The sequence below is a fragment of the Methylorubrum sp. POS3 genome, from assembly GCF_043352485.1.
Classification (GTDB): Bacteria; Pseudomonadota; Alphaproteobacteria; order Rhizobiales; family Beijerinckiaceae; genus Methylobacterium; species Methylobacterium suomiense.
Genome location: NZ_JAPRBT010000001.1, coordinates 3,169,819 through 3,189,829 on the forward strand (window position 1 = coordinate 3,169,819; position 20,011 = coordinate 3,189,829).

Sequence of the window (20,011 nt, forward strand, 5' to 3'; positions counted from 1 at the left end):
GCCGCCTGTGCCCGTTCGGCCATCAGGCCCCCTCGCGCAGAACGTAGGTGTGGAAGCGGATGCGCCCATCCGGATCGACCTCGCGGTAGACCCCCTGGATCTCGGCCTCGAAGCCGGGGAACAGGTTGGAGGCCGCCTCGAACATCTTGAAATAGTCGAGCATGGGCTTGGCCCGCGCGTCCAGGCGCTCGCCCGGCAGCACCGTGCCGATGCCGGGGGGATAGACCAGCATCAGGGTGGTGGCGATCCGTCCCTCGGCCTCCGCGATCGGCACGTAATCGACCTTGTTGCGGGTCAGCATCTGCGCGGCGGCCTTCGGCGGCATCACCATCTCGGGCAGGTGCTCGGGCATGAACTGCTTGCGCTGGAGCGCGGAGGTGCCCGATTCCCGGTGGAAAGCGTGATAATCGGCGCAGAGGTCGCGCAGGCGCACGCCGCGATAGCGCTTGGGCCGTGCCCGCACGAATTCCGGCATGGCCTCCTCGAGCAGCACGTTGTCGTCGTGGAATCGCTTGAAGGCGACGAGCCCCGAGATCAGCGTGCCGGCCTTCGAGGATTCGACGCCCGGCGTCAGCAGGAAGAGCAGCGAGTTCAGATCGTTCTTCTCCGGTACGATCCGGTTCTCACGCAGGTATTGCGCCACGATCGGCGCGGGCACGCCGTGATCGGCGTAGGCGCCGGTCTTCCGGTCGAAGCCCGGGGTCAGCACCGTCAGCTTGTTCGGATCGGTGATGGCGAAGCCCGGCGCCGCGCCGTCCCGCCCCAGGGGGCCGACATGGGTGAAGCCGTGCCACGCCGCGCCCGGCGTCAGCTCCCAGTAGCGGGCATCCGCCGCGAGGAGGTCGGTCGGAACCGATTCCCAGGGCGTCACGGTGCCGTCGGGGCCGGTCACGACATCGGGCACGAAGGGGTCGAAGAACCAGCGCCGCTTCGGATCGGCCTCGCGCTCCTCGAACTCCTTGCGGATGGCCCGCGCCTTCTTGCGCCACTCGATGCCGAGCCGGATCGTGTCGTCCCACAGGACGACGCCGGAGCGGCCCTTCATCATCTGCGCGCCGACATCGAGCGAGGCGAAGATCGGATAGAACGGCGAGGTCGAGGCGTGGACGAGGAAGCTCTCGTTGAGGCGCTTGTGCTCGACGCGGCGGGTCTGGCCGCGGATATGGCCGTCGCGGGTATGGATCTGCGAGGCCTGGGAGAAGCTCGCCAGCTGCTTGTGGGTCGATTGCGTCGCGATGATGCCCGGCGAGGTCTCGTCGAGCCCGGTCAGGCCCATGGCGAAGCGGCGGGCATAGAGCGGGTGGAATTTCATGAAGCCCGCCCAGGCTTCGTCGAACAGGATGTAGTCGCACAGGTGGCCGATCCGCTCCACGAGCGCCTGGGCGTCGTAGATCGTGCCGTCATAGGTGCATTGCTCGATGACGGCGCAGCGGAACGGGCGCTCCTTCCGCCACGCCTCCTTGTCCTTCACCAGCGGGTTGGTGCGGATCTTTTCGCGGATCCGGTCCTCGTCCAAGGCCTCGTGGTAGATCGGGCCGATCAGTCCGTAGGCATTCCGGTCCGTTTCCAGAAAAATCGGGATGCCGCCGGCGAGCAGCAGGGCGCCGTGATGGGCGGCCTTGTGGTTGTTGCGGTCGAACAGGACGAGGTCGTCCTCGGCCACCAGCGAGCCCAACACGACCTTGTTCGAAGCCGAGGTGCCGTTGAGGACGAAGTAGGTCTTTTCAGCCCCGAAGATCTGGGCGGCCTCCTTCTGCGCCTTCAGCGCCGGGCCCTCGTGGGTCAACAGATCGCCGAGATCGAGGACGGAGTTGTCCAGATCATCGCGGAAAATCGCTTCCCCGAGATGCTCCACGAAGATGCGACCGATGGGGGAGCGATTGTAAAAAATGCCGCCGTTATGGCCGGGGCAGGTCCAGAGCTGGTTGCCCTCCTCGGCATAATCGACCAGCGCGCCGAAGAACGGCGTCTTCAGCGTGTCGGCGTATTGCGTGACGCGGGAAACGAGGCCGCGGGCGATGAATTCGGGGGTCTCTTCCGCCAGGAAGATGTAGCCGTCGATGAAGTCGAGCAGCTCGACCGGGATGTCCTCTAGCCGCTTGCGGCGGACCATGATGACGATCGGCATCTCCAGGCCGCGCTTGCGCATCATGTCGATGAGGGCGGCGGCCTTGCCCTCGAGGCCACGCTTGCCCCAATCGACCACGAGGCAGCCGACCGCGGAATCGGTCTGGACGGCGATGGCCGCGTCCTCGACCCGCCGCGCCCGCACCACCTCGAAGCCGCGCTGCTCGACCGCCGCCACGATCTGATCGACCCGCGCGCCTTCGAGATCGCCGGCTTCGAAGTGGGGCGTGCACATCAGCACGGTGAAACGGCGGTGAAAATCCATGGACCGTGCTCTCCTCGCAGGGGTCTGACCCTGCCTTTCCGGCCCATCCGCGACGATTCGATGACAGCCCGACCATCTCCGTAGCCGGCTGCGTCGGGCGTCATGTCACAGAAACGGGCCGGGACCGGTCGGTCGCTCCCGATTCCGGCGTCGGCGCCCCTTGGGGCAGTCTTCGGGGCCGGTCAATCGCGGCGGGGGCCGAACGGCGTTGCGCGCGGAAGCGACGCAATCCCGGCGGCGAGCAGGCCCGCGCCGAGGCTGGTCTCGAACGGAGACGCGTCGCCGACCCGCTCAAGAGCGGTGCCGGCGGACGTGATCGTCACGTCGACGAGGAGGGGAAGCAGGATGGCCGGCAGAGGTTCATGCCGGCGAGCCCTGGGGCCGTTCGCTTGCGCGGGCGTGATGGACGGCCGCGCTCAACCCTCCTGCGAGGGAATCGCGAGGCGCGGCGTTTGCTGATGTTGCACCACGCGCCATTCTTCGTGCGACAGGCGACGATAGGTCGAGGTGCAATGCGCCTCGTAGGTCTCGCCGTCGCGGGAGGCCTTCACGCCGTAAGCGATGACGATCAAGCCTTCCTGCGGACGGGCGATCCGGCCGTCCTCGATGACGACATCCGTCCAGCGCGGCGTATCGGCCACCGCCTCGATCGCCTGGGCGCCGCCGAGCACGTAGGGCGGATGCGGCAGGGCCATCAGGCATTCGTCGTCGACGAGCTCGCGGTAGCGGTCGGCACCGCCCTCCCACAGGCTCTTCTCGAACGACCAGACACGATCATCGTCCACGGCACTCTCCCGATCCGGCGGCGTCACGAGAGAAGACGCATCCCCACCGATCGTTCCGGCTGCGGCGATCCGACTGAGAACGCGAAAAGCCGCCCTGGTGACAGGGCGGCTTTCCGAAAAGCGCTCTGATCGCGTAAGCGAGAAGCTTACTTGATCTTGGCTTCCTTGAACTCGACGTGCTTGCGGGCGACCGGGTCATACTTCTTCATGACCATCTTCTCGGTCTGCGTGCGCGAGTTCTTCTTGGTGACGTAGAAGTAGCCCGTGTCGGCGGTCGAGACGAGGCGAATCTTGACGGTGACGGCCTTGGCCATGGCTGGCGCTCCAGATCGGGTTGTCGGACACGATTCGCGACCGTGACGGCGCCGACGCGAAACGCAAAAGGCCGGGAAGCCCCGGCCGAATTCCGTGGGGTGAATGCCCGACGGACCGGGCTTCGTCAAGCCGATGCGTTGATTCGAGGCAGGCGCGCGGCCTATAAGCGGCGCCTCCGACACATCACCGCCACATCCCCCGCGCGGCGTCGAGGATCCCGACCGACGGGAGCCCTCCGCCCGGGGCGAACAAGAAAAGGTCACGCCATGGCCGGCCATTCCCAGTTCAAGAACATCATGCACCGCAAGGGCCGCGTCGACGCGGTCCGCTCGAAGCTGTTCAGCAAGCTCGCCCGCGAAATCACCGTCGCGGTCAAGCTCGGCACGCCCGATCCGGCGATGAACCCGCGTCTGCGCGCCGCCGTGCTCGCGGCGCGGGCCGAGAACATGCCCAAGGACAATATCGAGCGCGCCATCAAGAAGGCGACCGGGGGCGAGGGCGAGAACTACGAGGAGATCCGCTACGAGGGCTACGGCCCCGGCGGCGCCGCGCTGATCGTCGAGGCGCAGACCGACAACCGCAACCGCACCGCCAGCGACGTGCGTTCGGCCTTCACCAAGTCCGGCGGCAGCCTCGCCGAGACCGGTGCCGTGGCCTTCATGTTCGACCGGGTCGGCGTGATCGCCTTCGCGCCGGACGTGGCCGATGCCGACACGATGCTGGAAGCCGCCATCGAGGCGGGGGCCGACGACGTGCGCTCGGATGCCGACGGTCACGAGGTCACCTGCGCCCAGGACGCCTATGGCGAGGTCTCCAAGGCGCTCGAGGCCCGCTTCGGCGAGCCCCGCCGCACCGGCCTCATCTGGAAGGCGCAGAACACCGTCGATGTCGATGACGAGACCGGCGAGAAGCTGATCCGCCTCGTCGAGGTGATCGAGGATCAGGACGACGTGCAGAACGTCTACGTCAACTTCGCCCTGTCCGAGGCGCTGATGGAGAAGATGAGCGCCTGATCGCTTCCGCCGGCCCGGTGCTCGGACGCGTCCGTGCCGGTGTTCCTGAGCCTCGTATCGATCACGAGCCCTACGCGGTTCGTGGCCTTGGATGCCGGGCGGGGATGACCGGCGCTGTCCTCCCGCCGGGGCCGCATCGGTTCAAACCGGATCGTGCACAATTTGTCGCGCATCGGTGTGACGACCTGCGCGTTATCGGCTTATCCTGCGGGATCCTGACGCGCGAAGGCTCACCCACTCCCTGCGATGCACGACGATCCGGTCATCATCGGCATCCACGGGCTGGCCAACAAGCCGCCCCGCGAGGAGAAGCAGAAGTGGTGGCGGCAGGCGATCGAGGAAGGGCTGCGGCGCAATCTCGGCCGTGCCCCGCCGGATGTGCCTTTCGAGTTCGTATACTGGGCTGACCTGCGTTACGAGGCGCCGGTCGCCTCCGCGTCCAATCGAGAGCCCTATTATCCGGCGCGTGGCCGGGGGCCGTTCCCGAGTCCGAACGGGAAGCCGCCGGGGCCGACCCTGACCGACCGGTTCTACCGCGTCCTCGAATGGATGCAGGAGAAGACCGGTCGCCTCGTGGTGGACGACGTCCTCATCGAGTACCGCCTCGACGATCTGTGGGGCTACTACAAGGATGCCGCCTTCCGCGCCGATGCCCGGGACCGCCTGCGCGCGGTGCTCGAACGCTACGAGGGGCGGACGCTTCTGCTGGCGGCCCACTCGATGGGCGGCCTGATCGCCTACGACGTGCTGCGGCTGATGGAGCGGCAAGGCCCGCTGCCGCGGGTGACGCATTTCATCACCATGGGATCGCCCTTGGGGCTCGCCGAGATCAAGCACCGGATCACGGCGGAGCACGGTGATCTGCGCGTGCCTGCGGCGGCGGCACGCTGGACCCATCTCGGTGACCGCGATGACATCGCGATCGTCGGGACCGACCTAGCCGAGGCCTACGCCCCGAACCCGGACGGGGTCGGCGTCATCGAGTGCCCGGTCATCAACGCCTATCGCCGTCCGCAGGGGAGCCGCAATCCTCACAAGTCCTACGGCTACCTGCGCACCCCTGAATTCTCGCGGGCGGTGGCCGATGCCCTCGACCACGTATCGGCCCCGCGCGACGCCAAAGCCGATGCCTGCGCGTGAGAGCAAAGGCCGAGCTTCCTCCGGCGTGGTTGCGGAGATTCACAGGTCCGGAGGCGGAAACATCGAACGGGCCGGCCCGTTGAGATGGCAGGGTTGCTTCCTTTCCCAATGCTGCTCGGTCAACCTCATGGCCTAGAGCGCACCGGATCCATGCGCTTGGGACTGCCACGTGCCCGCGCACCGTTGTGACGTGAACGATCCGAACAAAGTCACGATGATCATTGAAGAAATCCGATTTCAGGGTGCCGGTTCGCACGAAAAGACTAATTTTATATCGGGAGCATTCGGGAACTTAATTTTCCTTAATCGCTTTCCCCGGTCGGACCGGTCGCTGAACCGGTAAGACAATCCCGGAGGAAAGCATCGTGACGCTCGCGAAGACCCTTGCCGCCGCCACCGCCATCGCCTTCATGGCCGGTTCCGCTCTCGCCGCTCCCTGCAACACCGGCAGCACCGCCAAGGCGCCCGATTCGTCCTCGGCCCCCAACAGCAGCACCGCGAACGGCGCCGATGCCGGCTCGAAGAATCTCGCTGGCGGCCAGCAGCCGGCCTCGCCGGGCACCGTCGGCGCGATGAACAATGTCGGCGCCGGTCAGGGCGTGGGCGACAAGCCGGGCTCGGAGCAGACCGCCATGGCCAAGAACAACGCGGGCGGCAACCAGCCGGCTTCGCCGGGCACCGTCGGCGCGATGAACGCGACGGGCGCCGATCAGAAGCTCGGCGAGAAGGGCGGCAACGACTGCTGATTTCCCGCCATATCCGCGACGGAATTTGACCGGTCAGCCCTCGCACCCTGCGGTGCGGGGGCTTTCCTTTTGGGTCATGCCGTCACTTCTCTTCGCCGTTTCCACGGAAGAGTTGGCCCGCCACGTCGTTGACCGTGGGCGGGGTGGCCCGCACGAAGGGAAGGGGGCGGCAGACCGCGACGGCCGCGAGGCCGAAGCGGGCCGTCATCAAGCCGTTGAGCACGCCCTCGCCGAGCTTGGCCGAGACCCTCGCGGCAAGCCCGAGTCCGAGCACCTGATGCAGCATGCCCTCACCCACGGCCATGCCGCCGGTGACGGTGAGATGGGCGAAGGCCGCCCGCGCGAGGCGCAGGAAACCCAGCAGTCCCGGACGTCCGCCGTAGATCGCGGCGATCCGGCGTAACAGGCGAGCGGCGGAGAAGACCACGAAGGCGACATCCACGATCGCCCGCGGGCTCAACGCGGTCACGGCCGAGACCTGGCTCGCGGCCTGCGCGATGGCGGCCTTGGCCTGCCGGTCGAGGGGAGCGAGCAATTCGCCCTCCGCGAGGCCCAACCGATCGTCCACGTCGAGGATCGCGTCGCCCACCGCGTCGAGCCGCTTGATGCCCGCGCTCAGGGCCGGGCGATCGGCGTAGAGGCCGCGCAATTCCTGCACCACGCCCTGCGCTCCGGTATGATCGCGCGCCGTCATCGCCGCGAGCGCCCGCTCGCGCAGATGCTCGATCTTGCGCTCGCGCCAGACGCCCAGGGCCTCGCGACCGACGATCGCCGCGAGGGCCACCCCGGCCAGGGCGACCAGGCCGAGGGCGACCCAGCCGAGCCAGGGGGCGGTGGCGAACAGGTCGGCCACCAGCCGCTCCAGCGACAGCCCGACCGCGATGGTGACGAGGCTGCCGAGCGCCCCGAGAAGGATCGACACCCAGGGCGGCCCGCGCCGGGTCGCCACCGGCACCGGCACGCCGTCGGCGGCATCGACGATCTCGTAGGGCTCATCGACGAAGCGCACATCCGGTCGGGGCGGTGCCTGCCGCGTCTCGGTCTGCGGTGCATCGGGGCGCGAATCCGGCCCGGCTGCGGGCGTCGGCTCGGCGGCGGGGATGCGGAAGGCGCGGGGCCTTGGGCCGGGAGGTGTCGTCACGTCAGCTTGTCCCCAAGCAGGAACTGCATCGCCCGGTCGAGCCGGATCTGCGGCAGGTGGCCGGGCCGGCCGAGCGCATCGGGCCGCGCGAGGGGCGGGCGAAAGCGCGGAAAGCGGAACGAGCCCGGCGGGATCGCCCCGTCGAGCACGGCCTGCGCGTCGCTCGGCAGTTCGCCGGGAAAGATCGCCGCTTCGGCGAGACCGTCGAAGGTGTCGTCGCCGATCGTCTCCCCCGCCTCCGGCGTGCCGGAGACCGCGCGCAGCACCTCGCCGCCATCGTGGACGGTGGTCTCCCGGGTGGCCCGCACGGAGGCCAGCGCCACGGTGCCGACCCGCGCGCCCGCCGCTTCGGTCCGGCGCATGGCGCGGGCCACGAGGAGGCGCAGCAATGCGTCCAGCCGATCATGGCTCGACTGGTGAAGGTGGTCGGCCTTGGTGGCCGCGAACAGGATGCGGTCCGCCCGCGGCGCGAAGAACCGCGTGATGAGGCTGTTGCGCCCGACCCGGAAGGAGAGGAGCACCGCGTCGAGCGCCTCCTCCAGTTCGGCGAGGGCGGCCGGCCCGGCATCGACCGCCGAGAGCACGTCCACCAGCACGATCTGGCGATCGACCCGCTGGAAATGCTCCCGGAAGAACGGCTCGACCACCTTGGCCTTGTAGGCCTCGAAGCGTCGCTCCATCAGCGCGCCGAGGCTGCCCGGGCTCTGCGTCTCCTCGAGCCGGTCCAGGGGGGCGAAGGTCAGCATCGGCGAGCCGGCCAGATCGCCGGGCATCAGGAAGCGTCCCGGCGGCGTCGTGGCCACCGCCTCCGCGCCCGCGCGAAGCGCCGAGAGATAGGCCTTGAAGGCGTTGGCGGCGCGCTCGGCCACCACCTCGTCGAGGGGCGCGGCCGGATCGAGTTCGGCCATCGTGGCGAGCCAGGGCGCGGCGATGGCCGCCCGGCCGGTCCGGCGGGTGCCGAGGATGGTGGCACGCGACCACGCCACGTAGCTCTGGTCGAGGAGCGCGAGGTCGAGCAGCCACTCGCCGGGATAATCGACCACGTCGAGCATCAGGGTGCCCGGCCCCGTGCGCCAGCCACCGGCCCGCTCGTACTCGATGGCGAGCCGCAGCTGGCTGATCCGGTCGGTCGAGCCCGGCCAGCGGCGCGCCTCCGTGAGTGCGGAGAAATTCTCCTCGAAGGGGAAGCGCGGCACGTCGTCGTCGGGCTGGGGCACGAGGCGGGCCCGGCGCAGGCGGCCGCCCTGCGCCGGCTCGAAGGCCGGCAGCGCGTGGCCCTCGACGAGATGGTGGACCAGCGCGGTCGTGAACACCGTCTTGCCCGACCGCGCGAGGCCGGTGACGCCGAGCCGAAGGGTCGGCTGGATCAGGAGATCGCTGGAGGCTTCGGCGAAGGCCTTGATCGCGGAACCCGCCTGGGCGGCGTAGTCGAAGAGGGGCAAGGGGGGACTCGGCGGGAAGGCGTCATCGGAACGAGGCCGCTCACAGGTGGCGCACAGCGGGGCCGATCTCAAGGGTAGGCGGCGATGGGTCGACGTCTGCGTAGGCGCGATGCGTTTTTTGCTCCAGGGTCCGGCCCTGGACCGGTGAGGCCCCCGAACCCGGCCCCGATCAGGGACGCCAGCGCCGCGGGAGAGAGGAGGATCGCTGCGCGCCCGTGCTCACGCCGCCCGCAATTCCTGGATCATGCTCAACGTGTCGCGGCGCAGGGCGGCGAAATGGTGGATCAGGGGCAGCACGTCGCCGCCGCTGCGGCAGGCATTCTCGATCTCCCGGCAGAGCGCCGAGAGGCCGACGAAGCCGAGGACGCCCGCCGCCGCGACCATGGCATGGGCGTCGTAGGCGAGTTGGGATCGATCGAGGTCGGCCTCCCGCGCCGTGGCGGCGGAGAAGCGCAGGTTCAGCTCGGATTCTAGCAGGGTTAGCAGGGCGAGGATGCGTTCCCGGCCCATCATATCCCGCACCGAGGCGTAGGTGTCGTGGTCGAGGATGGGCACGGCGGGCGTCGGGGCGATCCCGCTTTGTCCGCGGCGGACGACGCCCTCGTCGCACCAGCGCTCGACCGTGGCGAGCAGATGTGCGCGCTTGAACGGCTTGCCGACGTAATCGTCCATGCCGGCCGCGATCAGCTCCTCGACCTGGCGCGACAGCACGTTGGCCGTCATGGCGACGATCGGCACCCGCGCGGCGGAGCCGGGCAGGGCGCGGATGCGACGGGTCGCGGTGAGCCCGTCCATGCCGGGCATCTGCACGTCCATCAGGACGAGGGCGAAGGGATCGGCGCCCTCTGCCTTCAGGGCGGCGATCGCCTCGGCCCCGTCGCTGGCGATGTCCACCCGGTAGCCCTGCGCCTCCAGCACGGTCCGCGCCAGCTCCTGATTGATCGGCACGTCTTCGACGAGCAGGAGTCGGGCGGAGGATCTGGACGGTTCGGAGCGCCCGACGCCCTCCGGCACGCTCGCGGCGATCGCCTTGCTCCGGGGTAGCGCGAGGGTGAACCAGAAGGTCGAGCCGGCGCCGGCCTGACTCTCGACGCCGATCCGCCCCCCCATCAGGGTGACGAGGTCGCGACAGATCGCGAGACCGAGGCCCGATCCGCCGAAACGCCGGCTGATCGAGCCATCGACCTGACTGAAGCGCTTGAACAGGCGCCCCTGCTGCGAGGGCGCGATGCCGATCCCGGTGTCGGTCACCTCGAAGCGCATCGCCTCCGCCGCCTCGCCCGAGGGCAGGCGCACCGGCCCCTCGTAATGGACCGTGAGGGTCACGGACCCGGCAGGCGTGAATTTGACCGCGTTGTTCAGCAGGTTGAACAGCACCTGCCGCAGCCGGTTCGGATCGCCGTGAAGCGCCTCGGGCAGGCGCGGATCGAGGCGCGCCTCGACGGTCAGCGCGGTCTTGAGGGCCGCCCCGCGCATCATCGCGACCGCGTCATCGAGGAGGGCACGCACCGAGAACGGAATCGGATCGAGCTTGAGCTGTCCGGCCTCGATCTTCGAGACGTCGAGAACGTCGTTGACGACGGTGAGCAGGGCCTCGCCGGAGACGCGGATCAGTTCCAGGTGGCGGCGGTCTTCCGGATCGTGATCGGGGCGTCCCAGCAGCAGGTCGGTATAGCCGAGGATGCCGTTGAGGGGCGTGCGGATCTCGTGGCTGATCACCGCGAGGAACTCGCTCTTGGCCGCGCTCGCCCGCTCGGCCTCCGCCCGGGCGGCCTGGGCCTCGTGGGTGACGGCGCGCAGGGCCGCTTCCGCCGCCTTGCGCTCGGTGATGTCGAGGTTCAGCCCGATCATCCGGTAGGGGCGGCCGGCCTCGTCGTAGAGGGTCCGGCCGCAGGCATGGATCCAGCGGGGGCCGACCCGGAACTCGGCACTGAAGCGGGCGCGGTCGTCGATGGCGCGGTGGACGCGGTTCCAGGTCTCGATGATGTCGTCCGGGTGGACGCAGGCGGTCCAGGTGGCCGTGCTCAGGCCTTCGGCCTTGCCGGATTCGGGCAATCCGTAGAGGCGCAGGCTCTCCGGCGAGAGCGTCGTCACCCCGGTGCGCATATCCCAGTCGAAGGTGCCGGCACCCGCGCCCTCCAGGGTGATGCTGAGCAGGCGGCGCGCATCCTCCTCGGCGAGGCGGGCCGTGACGATGTCGTCGATATCGAGGGCCGTGCCGATCCACTCGATGACGGCGTCCGGGGCGGAGGGAGGCCGGACCGGGGTCATCGACATCTTGTGCCAGCGATAGGATCCGTCCTTCGCCCGCAGGCGCCATTGCCCCTCGTAACCCCGTCCGGAGGCGCGCGCGTTCCGCCAGGCGGCGTCGAGGATCGGCGCGTCGTCGGGATGTTCGCGCCCCACGGGATCCGCTCGCCCGCTGCCGATCGGGCCGTAATCGGCCTCGAAGCGGGCGTTGGCGTAGGTGGCCTCCCCGGTCGCCGGATCGAGGGTCCAGACCTGCAGCGGCAGGGCGTCGGCAAGGCTGCGGTAGCGCAACTCGCTGCGATGGATCTCGGCCTGGATCCGCAATCGGTCGGTGGTGTCCATCAGGATGCCGAACAGCCCGATGGTGCGGCCCGCCTCCCGCTTGCAGGTCCCGCGGACCATCACGTCGCGCAGGCTGCCATCGGGGCGGACGAGGCGCGCCTGGACCTCGAAATCGCCTCCATCCGCGACCGCGGCTCTCATCGCCGCCTCGACCGGCGGCTGGTCCTCGAGCGTGAAGAGGTCGGAGAAGGACGGGTGCTCGGCGGGCGCTGCCGCCGGGTCGAGCCCGGCGATGCCGAGCAGGCTGTCGGAGTAGAGTGGCTGAGGATCGGCGAAGTTCATCCGCCAATGGCCGACCGTGGCCATCTGCTCGGCCATGCTCAGGAGCGAGTTGGCCGCCGCCCGCTGCTCGATCTCGGCGCCCTGCCGGTGGATCGTGCTCTCGTGGAGCCGGCGCAATTCCACTTCGCGAGCGAGAGCGCCGTGGTTGTGGTGAAGCCGAAGATGGGCGGTGACCGTCTCGGCAAGGTCGCGCAGGGCCGCCTCGTCCTCGGGGGAGAAGGCGCGGGGGTTCGGATCGACGAGGCAGAACGAGCCGAGACGCAGGCCGGGGGCCAGGCTGAGGGCCACGCCCGCGTAGAACACGATCCGGGAGGTGCCCTCGCCGAGATCGCCATCGGCGAAGCGCGGATCGAGGCGGGTGTCCGGGATGATCAGCACGCCGTCCTGCTCGATCGTGTGCGCACAGATCGAGCCGTCGCGGGGCCGCGCGGGCGGCAGGCCCATCGAGCCGGTGCAGGCCTTCAGCCATTGGCGCTCGGCGTCGAGCAGCGCGACATAGGCCGTCGCGACGCCGAACAGACGCTGTGCCGTCCGGCAGACCGCATCGAAATGCGCCTCCGGATCGGTATCGAGGATATGCAGCGCGTTCAGGGCCGCGAGGCGCTGGGCCTCGCTTACCGACGGTGTGTTCACGGACTCACGATTTCCTACGGCTCGCCGCGCCGTCGGGGCTCAGCGGCGCACCATCATAACCTGCGCCGTATCGGTCGTCCCGTCCCAACCGCGTGTGTACCGGAGGCCGGTCGTGGCCCCGCCGGGAGCCCGTCGCCCAGCGCAGCCGGGCGGCTTCCAGCGCCCAGACCATGCCGAGCATCATGTAGACGTGCCGCCACTTCTCCACGTCGATCTGCATGGCCTGGACGAAGAACATCAGCAGGGCCGGAAAGATGATCTGCGCGTAGGGCCGGAAGGGCGAGGCCCGCGTCATCAGGCGAAAGCCGACCACGCTGGTCGCGATCACGAGGACGATGAACACCGCCCCGCCGAGCCAGCCGCCATTGGCGAAGCTGCCGATGTAGGAATTGTGCGGCTCGAGGCTGAAGATCTGGCGCCAGCGCAGCGGGCCGAGGCCCAGCGGCTCCTCCAGCAGGATGTTCATGCCGCGAATCTGATTGCCGAAGCGCCCGGTCTCCCCCTCGTCGTAATCCTGCGTGACGGTCGCGCGCGTTTCGAAGGTCTTGGCGACGCTATCGATCGACAGGAGCCCGACCAAGGCCGCCGCACCGAGGCCGGCGGTGACGAGGCCGATCAGCACGATGCGCCGCCGCAGGGCCCGCGACCCGCTGGTCATGAAGACGAAGCCCGCCATCAGCGTCGTCGAGACCAGGGTGGCGCCCCAGGAGCCGCGGGAGAAGGACAGGAAGGTGCCGGCCAGGATCACCAGCAGGCAGGCCAGCGCCAGCACGGGACGGCGCCCGCGTCCCGTCAGCAGGCCGTGCGTGAGGCTGAGCGTGCCGAGCATCAGGTAGGATCCGAACACGTTCGGATCCTGGAAGGTGCCCGAGGCGCGGCCGTAACGGGAGAACAGGTCCTCGATACCGAGCAATTGCAAGTAGCCGATGATGCCGAGCGTCGCCGAGAGGACGCAGCTCGCCGTATAGGCCTTCAGCGCCAGATCGAGCCGTGCCCGCGTATCCTCGGCATAGAGCATCGCGAAGAAGACGGCGGTGATGACAAGGTAGCCGAGCTGGATCGTCCAGGTGAGGGGCAGCGGCTCGCTGACATAGGGCAGGAGCGCCACGACGATCGCCGAGAGATAGAGGGCGAGCAGGAAGACCAGCGGCAGCGCCCCCCGGTGCAGCCGGATGCCCAGTGCGAGCCACAGCAGCATCGTCGGGAGGGCGATGATGTCGTAGGGCGAGGCGTCCGAGAAGGCGAAGCAGGCGAAGAAGATGAAGGCGGCGTGCAGCGCGCCGGCGAAGCCGTGGATGACCCGGATCGCCGGGATTCCGGCCCAGGCCCCCTCGCGCCAGCGCGGGAGTCGGGCCGCCGTGGCGCCTGTCTGGCTCGGGGCGATTGCGGAGATCATCGAGGCCAACGCAACTCCCGGCGAGGGCCGCCCACACCACCCATCGCGCCGCCACTGGCCGGCCGACGGGATTGCGACCCCTCGTCGGTTCAGAGGAGACCATCGAAAGGTTGAGGTTTGCCGAACGGAGCGGATGGGCTTTGGCTGAAACCGGCGACGCAACAGGATGGCGCGTGATCCAAGTCTCACCCAATGCGATGACAACCCGGTGTGATCGCAACCCTACGAGCTGCGTTGTAACTTCGTGATCCACGTATGGCCGGGGTGCATATCATCCAGCCAGATCGTCAATTGCTGCCTCTCTTCCGCAGACAGTTTGGGCAGAGAAAGATCGAAATCTTTTTGGTCTTTTTCCCTGCAATATTTGGCTTTGAACAGCAGCACTTGGATGGGCGAAAGGTATGGGATGCCCGCCTCGCTGACACGGACGGCATCGGAGCGTGCTGTTTGTATCATCCGATTGCGCTTGTAGATCCATCGATCCGGCGTGCCCGACTCCATCATCATATCCACGCGCCAACACCCTTGCCGCATGTCTGCCCCCCATAGCTGCCAGACATCGCTGGGCAGTTTGGCCGACGGGGGTAGATATTCGACGGCTCCACTATGGACGGTAAAGAAGTCCAGTTCATTGAAAGTGACGCGAAAATAATTCGCGTCATTGCGCATCACGACAAATTCCAAATCCTCGTGCTCGCGCGTTTGCCTGCCATGCCAGATGTCCAGAGCCCATCCGCCTGCGATGTACCATGGATGGATTGCGTTTCGGAGACGCTGGCCAAGTTCGCGGGGAGACCAAGCGGCCCAGGCGTCGTCGTCGAGAGGGGTCATCTCGTTGTCCGTCAAGTTAAAATGTAGATTTGCATGCATATAAATAATTTAGTAGCTCAAATGCAGTTTATAAAATCTAGATTTCATGTATAATTTAAGTTGAGGCGCAGATTGATGCGTGGTGGATCGTTCGCCGCGCGGCTGAAAAGCAGGCTTCTCGTGGGGCGACAAGCGTCGAGCGCGACGACCCCGTGGTCGATGGGATCGAGTTTCACCTCCTAGGCAATCGATTGAATATCGGATCGATAGCCATGATCCCGCCCTAAGAGGCACCTGGTATCGATTTTCAGCGAAAAATTTAATCCGCGTCGGCGCGTGCGGGGAGACACGTCGTGGCGGCGACAGGCTTCCCATATTCAGTTCATCGAAGACGAAACGGCCCGGATGATCGGGTCGGCCTCTGACCGGAGACTGATAAACCATGAAGACCCGTATTGCCGCCGCCGTCGCTGCCCTCGTTCTCGCCGCCGCCCCGCTCTCCTCCGCCATGGCCCAGAACTGGGGCGGTCGCTACACCGGCTACGCCGCACCGTACGAGGTCGAGACCACCGGTTCGCTCGGCTACGTCGCCGGCCCCACCTACGCCGCTCCCAGCTGCCCGCAGAGCTCGGCCGCGGAAGGTAACGCCAACCAGCAGCACTTCCCGGTCAAGCAGTACGGCCAGACCTCGGGCGGCTACCGCTGCTAATCCGAGACCGAGTCGAGACAGGAGCCGAAGCCATGCTGATGAAAGCGTTCTCCTACGCGATGATCGGAGTCCTGGCGTTCGGTCTCGCCACGACGGCGGTCGGGACGGCCAGCGCGTTGATGAACCCCTGACAATCGAGCATCCGTCGATCGACACGAAAAAGGGCCGCCGGGAGGCGGCCCTTCTGCGTTGCGGAAGCGGCAGCCGGCGCGCGAGGCGCCGCTACGGCCGAGCCGGTTCAGGCCTTGCAGGCGTAGAATTCCTGGCGGATGGCCTCCGGGTCGAGATTGCGGCCGATGAAGACGACGCGCGAGACGCGCGGCTCGTCGGCGCCCCAATCGCCCTGCACGTCCCCGTCGAGGATCATGTGCACGCCCTGGAACACGAAGCGCTTCGGCTCGTCGGGGAAGGCGACGATGCCCTTGCAGCGCAGGATGTCCGCCCCCTGGACCTGGGTCAGGTTCGACAGCCAGGGCATGAACTTTTCCGGATCGACGGGGCCGTCGATCTTCGCCGAGACCGATTGCATCTGGTCGTCGTGGTGGTGGTGATGGCCCTCTTCCAGGAAGTCGGGCTCGATATCGAGGATGCGCGACAGGTCGAAGGCATTGCGGTCCAGCACTTGGTCGAGCGGGATCGTGCAGCGCTCGGTGCGGTGGAGCCGGGCATAGGGGTTGATCGCCCGGATCTGACCCTCGACCCGGTCGAGATCGTCCGCCGAGACGAGATCCGCCTTGTTGAGCAGGATCACGTCGGCGAAGGCGATCTGGTTCTTGGCCTCCGGCGCGTCGGAGAGGCGGTCGGAGAGCCACTTGGCATCGGCGACGGTCACCACCGCGTCGAGGCGGGCGGCCTCGCCGACATCCTGATCGACGAAGAAGGTCTGCGCCACGGGCGCCGGGTCGGCGAGGCCCGTGGTCTCGACGATGATCGCGTCGAACTTGCCGCGGCGCTTCACCAGACCGTCGAGGATGCGGATCAGGTCGCCGCGCACGGTGCAGCAGACGCAGCCGTTGTTCATCTCGAACACTTCCTCGTCGGCGCCGATGACGAGGTCGTTGTCGATGCCGATCTCGCCGAACTCGTTGACGATCACGGCGTAGCGCTTGCCGTGCGGCTCGGTGAGGATGCGGTTGAGCAGCGTCGTCTTGCCGGCGCCGAGATAGCCGGTGAGCACGGTCACCGGGATCTTCTGCGAGGCGGCGAGGGGAGAGGCGTCGGACATCGGAGCGCTTGTTCTATGAGGGCGGTCGGGCTGTTATATTGTATCAGCGGCGCCTGATGGAAGGTCGAGGGCCGGCACGAGCGCACTTTACGACGAAGCGGGACGATGTAGCGGGCCTGGGGGCGCGCCGAGGCCGGTGCCCGACGGATCTGCCGAATGCCACCACGCCGCGAGGAGCGAGGCCGGCTGCGCGTATTTGCCCCAAGCCATCCGCCGTTTCACCGGCACTTCGGAGCCTAATTCCCAGCGTACGGACTGTTGCGGGAAGCTTTCACCTTCGCGTCGGCCGGCGCTTTTGCTGCCGTCAGCGCTTCTCACGGTCCATCGTGCCGTTTCAGGTCAATTGCAGCCCGAGGTTATCGCAATGCGCTTCCTTCTCGTCGGAGCCGTCTGCCTGTCATCGATGGCGACGCCTGTCTTCGCCCTCAGCACCGGGGACACGATGCAGGCATGGGCGGCCGCATCACCGACGGAAAAAGACGATCTGTTGCGAAAGCTGGACGCGTCGAGCGGCCCATCTTCGTCCAAAGGCGGGGTGCGTTCCTGCCTCGACGATACGGCGAAAGCACCCGGCCACTCGAATTTGCCCATATCAGAAATTTTCAAAGCTTGCTCGGAGCAGGCTGGACGGGAAAATATCTAATGGAGATCCGAGAGGGTGCGAACACGAGGCGAATGAGTCACGTCAATCTGTCCGTTCCTGACATTGAGGAAACGCATTGATTTCTTGAGGTCTGTCGCGAGTGGCGCTTTCTGGCTGCGCCAGGGGGGGACAAGATCGTCGTGGCTCTCAATGAGAACGATATCCTGATCGCTCAGTGATCTCAGCGACAGTAACGAATTCAATTATTCGGCCGCAGTCCCGCGCTCAGCGCCTTCAGCGCCTGCCCGAACCCCTCCGGTCCCGCCAGGAAGCGCTCCAGCAACAGCGCGCCCTCCAGCGTCGCCACCACCATGCGGGCATGGGCCTGCGGATCGATCTCCGCTCGGATGCTGCCGTCGGCCCGGCCCTCCGTCAGCACCCCGGCGAGCCAGGCGATATGCTTGTCGAAGAAGGTGCCGATCCGCCGCCGCAGCCCGTCGGGCAGGGTTTCGAGCTCCACCGCGAGCGCGGCGCAGAGGCAACCGAGCCCCTGCTCGACGCCGCCGAGATAGAGCCGGGCATAGGCCTCGATCCGGGCCACCCCGTCCGCGGTCTGACCGAGGATGTCGGCCAGGGCCGCGTCGTAGCGCGCCTCGTAGGCCTCGATCAGGGCGCCCGCGAGGTCTTCCTTCGTGCGGAAATGGTGATGAATGCTCGCCTTGCGGATGCCCACCGCCTCGGCAAGATCGGCGTAGCTGAAACCCGAATAGCCCCGTCCGCGTACCAGGATCTCGGCCTCGCTGAGGAGCGACGCGCGCGTGTCTCTCATCGTCCGTCCGTCATCGTCCATCGGGGGCCGATCACGCGATCGCGAAGGCCCGAACAGCTCCGGCGGCATCCTTGCACTTGACGCCCTGGAAATCTACCTACTAGATGGTTGGCAATATATCACCGAGCAATCGGGAGGAATCGGCGTATGGCGGCGTGGGCCAGCCAGGGAGGGGTCGGTCGAGCAGGCGCCATCCGGGCGTCCGCCGCGACGCGTCGGCAAGCCCTGTTCGGCGGGCTTTGCCTGTGCTGCCTGCCGCGGCTCGGCCGTGCCGCCGAATCCTTCGCCCTGGACGAGGTCGCCCCCGGCATCTTCCTGCGTCGCGGCCCCGATGCCGAGGCGAGTCCGGACAACAACGACGCCATCGCCAATATCGGCTTCATCGTCGGGCGCGATGGCGTGCTCGTCACGGAATCCGGCGGTAGCCTCGCCGACGGGCAGTGGCTGCGCGCCGAGATCGGGAAGCGCACGGACAAGCCGATCAAGTACGTGATGCTGACCCACGTGCATCCCGATCACGTGTTCGGTGCCGCCGCCTTCCAGGGCGACAACCCGATCTTCGTCGGGCATGGCAACCTCCGCGGCGCGCTCGATGCCCGGGGCGAATTCTACCGCCGGCGGCTCGTCGAGATCCTCGGCGAGGGCAGGGCCGGCTCGGTGGTCTACCCGACCATGGACGTGAAGGAATCCGCCGAGATCGATCTCGGCGACCGCACGCTCCGGCTCACCGCCCACGGCACCGCCCATACCAATTGCGACCTGTCGATGCTCGACACCGGCAGCGGTCTGCTGTTCCCCGCCGATCTCCTGTTCGTCGGCCGCATCCCCTCGCTCGACGGCAGCCTCCTCGGCTGGCTCAAGGAGATCGAGCGCCTCAAGGCGATGGGTGCCACCGATGCCGTGCCGGGTCATGGCCCGACCCGCGTCAAGCTCGCGCCGGCTTCGGCCGATCTCGCGCGTTACCTCACCACTCTGCGCGACGAGACCCGTGCGGCGGTGGCCGAGTCCCGGCCGATCGAGACGGCGGTGACGACGGTGGCGCAGGGGGAGAAGGACAAGTGGGCCCTGTTCGACACGTATAACGGCCGCAACGTCACCCAGGCCTACCAAGAGCTTGAGTGGGAGTGACGACGGACCGATGATCCGGGAAGGAGACCGACCATGAAACGCCTGCTGCTCGCCCTCAGCCTCACCCTCTCGGCCGCGGCGCTCGCCCCGGTCCCGGTCCGGGCCGGCGCCACGGATTCCGACGAGGAGCGCGCCGCGCGCTGGACCGAGATCAAGAAGACGATCTTCGGCGACCGTGCGGTCGAGGTGAACGACGCGGCGGTGAAGATCGACGCGCCGGTTCGGGCGCTCGACGCCTCGCTCGTGCCGATCGGCCTGACGCTCGCCGACAAGGACAACGTCAAGGGCCTCTACTTCATCATCGACGACAACCCGTCGCCCTACGCGGCGCACTTCACCTTCGGCCCGGCTGCCGACCCCGGCGAGATCAAGATGCGGGTGCGGGTCAACAACTACACCAATGTCCACGCCGTCGTTGAGACCAAGGACGGCAAGCTCGTCGAAACGGCGAAGTTCGTGAAGGCCTCCGGCGGCTGCTCGGCCCCCATGGGCATGAGCGACGAGGAGGCCATGAAGGGCATGGGCGACATGCGCATGAAATTCTCCGACGGCCAGGGTGGCAAGCCGGTCGAGGCGACGCTGATGGTGCGCCACCCGAATTTCTCGGGGATGCAGATGAATCAGGTCACCCGCGACTACACGCCGGCCCGCTACGTCGACAAGCTCGACGTGACCCACGGCGACCAACTCGTGTTCCACCTCGACGGCGATATCTCCATCGCCTCGAACCCGGTCATCCATTTCGGCATCAAGCCGGATGGCAAGGGCCCGGTCACGGTCGCGGCCACCGACAACCAGGGTGGACGCTGGGAGCACAAATTCGAGCTGCCCTCGGCGAGCAACTGACGCC

General features: G+C 67.6%; 17 protein-coding genes. 7 read left to right on the forward strand and 10 right to left on the reverse strand.

Going from position 1 to position 20,011, the window contains the following annotated elements; genetic code table 11:
- Positions 1-22 precede the first annotated feature (22 nt).
- From OWC43_RS14660 to rpmG, 3 genes are all read right to left on the reverse strand, one after another.
- Positions 23-2,392 (reverse strand): Orn/Lys/Arg decarboxylase N-terminal domain-containing protein, encoded by a 2,370-nt coding sequence (locus OWC43_RS14660; RefSeq protein WP_393957176.1) that lies wholly within the window; start codon positions 2,390-2,392, stop codon positions 23-25.
- 416 nt (positions 2,393-2,808) lie between these two features.
- The gene (locus OWC43_RS14665) at positions 2,809-3,177 is read right to left on the reverse strand and encodes a DUF4440 domain-containing protein (RefSeq protein ID WP_137830569.1); all 369 of its coding nucleotides are present in this window, start codon (positions 3,175-3,177) and stop codon (positions 2,809-2,811) included.
- A gap of 146 nt (positions 3,178-3,323) precedes the next feature.
- Entirely contained in the window at positions 3,324-3,491 is a 168-nt protein-coding gene (rpmG, locus tag OWC43_RS14670) for a 50S ribosomal protein L33 (RefSeq protein ID WP_003602581.1), read from the reverse strand.
- A gap of 267 nt (positions 3,492-3,758) precedes the next feature.
- On the opposite strand from rpmG, the gene OWC43_RS14675 reads away from it, so the two are divergent.
- The 3 genes from OWC43_RS14675 (at position 3,759) to OWC43_RS14685 (ending at position 6,391) form a co-directional block, all read left to right on the forward strand.
- Positions 3,759-4,505 (forward strand): YebC/PmpR family DNA-binding transcriptional regulator, encoded by a 747-nt coding sequence (locus tag OWC43_RS14675; protein ID WP_393957177.1) that lies wholly within the window; start codon positions 3,759-3,761, stop codon positions 4,503-4,505.
- A 246-nt stretch (positions 4,506-4,751) separates the two neighbouring features.
- A complete protein-coding gene (locus tag OWC43_RS14680) occupies positions 4,752-5,645 on the forward strand; it encodes a hypothetical protein (RefSeq protein ID WP_393957178.1) in 894 nt (297 codons plus the stop codon).
- Between the two features lie 365 nt (positions 5,646-6,010).
- The gene (locus tag OWC43_RS14685) at positions 6,011-6,391 is read left to right on the forward strand and encodes an exopolysaccharide production protein YjbE (protein WP_137830572.1); all 381 of its coding nucleotides are present in this window, start codon (positions 6,011-6,013) and stop codon (positions 6,389-6,391) included.
- Between the two features lie 82 nt (positions 6,392-6,473).
- Here the strand turns inward: OWC43_RS14685 and OWC43_RS14690 are convergent, their stop codons facing one another.
- The 5 genes from OWC43_RS14690 to OWC43_RS14710 all read right to left on the reverse strand — a co-directional run bounded on the left by OWC43_RS14690 (position 6,474) and on the right by OWC43_RS14710 (position 14,708).
- Entirely contained in the window at positions 6,474-7,532 is a 1,059-nt protein-coding gene (locus tag OWC43_RS14690) for a YcjF family protein (protein ID WP_393957179.1), read from the reverse strand.
- Positions 7,529-8,974 carry a YcjX family protein gene (locus tag OWC43_RS14695; RefSeq protein WP_137830574.1) on the reverse strand — a complete coding sequence of 482 codons (1,446 nt, stop codon included), beginning with the start codon at positions 8,972-8,974 and terminating at the stop codon, positions 7,529-7,531. Before OWC43_RS14695 ends, OWC43_RS14690 begins: the two co-directional genes overlap by 4 nt.
- 219 nt (positions 8,975-9,193) lie before the next feature.
- Positions 9,194-12,481, reverse strand: a complete 3,288-nt coding sequence (locus tag OWC43_RS14700; protein WP_393957180.1) for an ATP-binding protein — start codon at positions 12,479-12,481, stop codon at positions 9,194-9,196.
- Between the two features lie 4 nt (positions 12,482-12,485).
- Complete coding sequence (locus OWC43_RS14705) at positions 12,486-13,877, reverse strand: O-antigen ligase family protein (RefSeq protein WP_393957181.1); 1,392 nt, start codon at positions 13,875-13,877, stop codon at positions 12,486-12,488.
- 222 nt (positions 13,878-14,099) lie between these two features.
- Positions 14,100-14,708 carry a nucleotidyltransferase domain-containing protein gene (locus OWC43_RS14710; protein WP_393957183.1) on the reverse strand — a complete coding sequence of 203 codons (609 nt, stop codon included), beginning with the start codon at positions 14,706-14,708 and terminating at the stop codon, positions 14,100-14,102.
- Positions 14,709-15,129: 421 nt separating this feature from the next.
- Here OWC43_RS14710 and OWC43_RS14715 point away from each other — a divergent pair, with 421 nt between their 5' ends.
- Positions 15,130-15,396, forward strand: a complete 267-nt coding sequence (locus OWC43_RS14715) for a hypothetical protein (protein WP_393957184.1) — start codon at positions 15,130-15,132, stop codon at positions 15,394-15,396.
- 238 nt (positions 15,397-15,634) lie between these two features.
- Here the strand turns inward: OWC43_RS14715 and OWC43_RS14720 are convergent, their stop codons facing one another.
- Positions 15,635-16,621 (reverse strand): GTP-binding protein, encoded by a 987-nt coding sequence (locus OWC43_RS14720; RefSeq protein ID WP_137830577.1) that lies wholly within the window; start codon positions 16,619-16,621, stop codon positions 15,635-15,637.
- A 364-nt stretch (positions 16,622-16,985) separates the two neighbouring features.
- Between OWC43_RS14720 and OWC43_RS14725 the strand changes: the two genes are divergently transcribed.
- On the forward strand, positions 16,986-17,264 hold the full coding sequence (locus OWC43_RS14725) for a hypothetical protein (protein WP_393957185.1): 279 nt from the start codon (positions 16,986-16,988) through the stop codon (positions 17,262-17,264).
- 199 nt (positions 17,265-17,463) lie between these two features.
- Here the strand turns inward: OWC43_RS14725 and OWC43_RS14730 are convergent, their stop codons facing one another.
- Positions 17,464-18,033, reverse strand: a complete 570-nt coding sequence (locus OWC43_RS14730; RefSeq protein WP_393957186.1) for a TetR/AcrR family transcriptional regulator — start codon at positions 18,031-18,033, stop codon at positions 17,464-17,466.
- Positions 18,034-18,180: 147 nt separating this feature from the next.
- Between OWC43_RS14730 and OWC43_RS14735 the strand changes: the two genes are divergently transcribed.
- Entirely contained in the window at positions 18,181-19,161 is a 981-nt protein-coding gene (locus OWC43_RS14735; protein ID WP_393957187.1) for a quinoprotein relay system zinc metallohydrolase 2, read from the forward strand.
- Between the two features lie 33 nt (positions 19,162-19,194).
- Positions 19,195-20,007: a quinoprotein dehydrogenase-associated SoxYZ-like carrier gene (locus tag OWC43_RS14740; protein WP_137830581.1), complete on the forward strand. Its 813-nt coding sequence runs from the start codon at positions 19,195-19,197 to the stop codon at positions 20,005-20,007.
- The last annotated feature ends 4 nt before the right edge of the window (positions 20,008-20,011 follow it).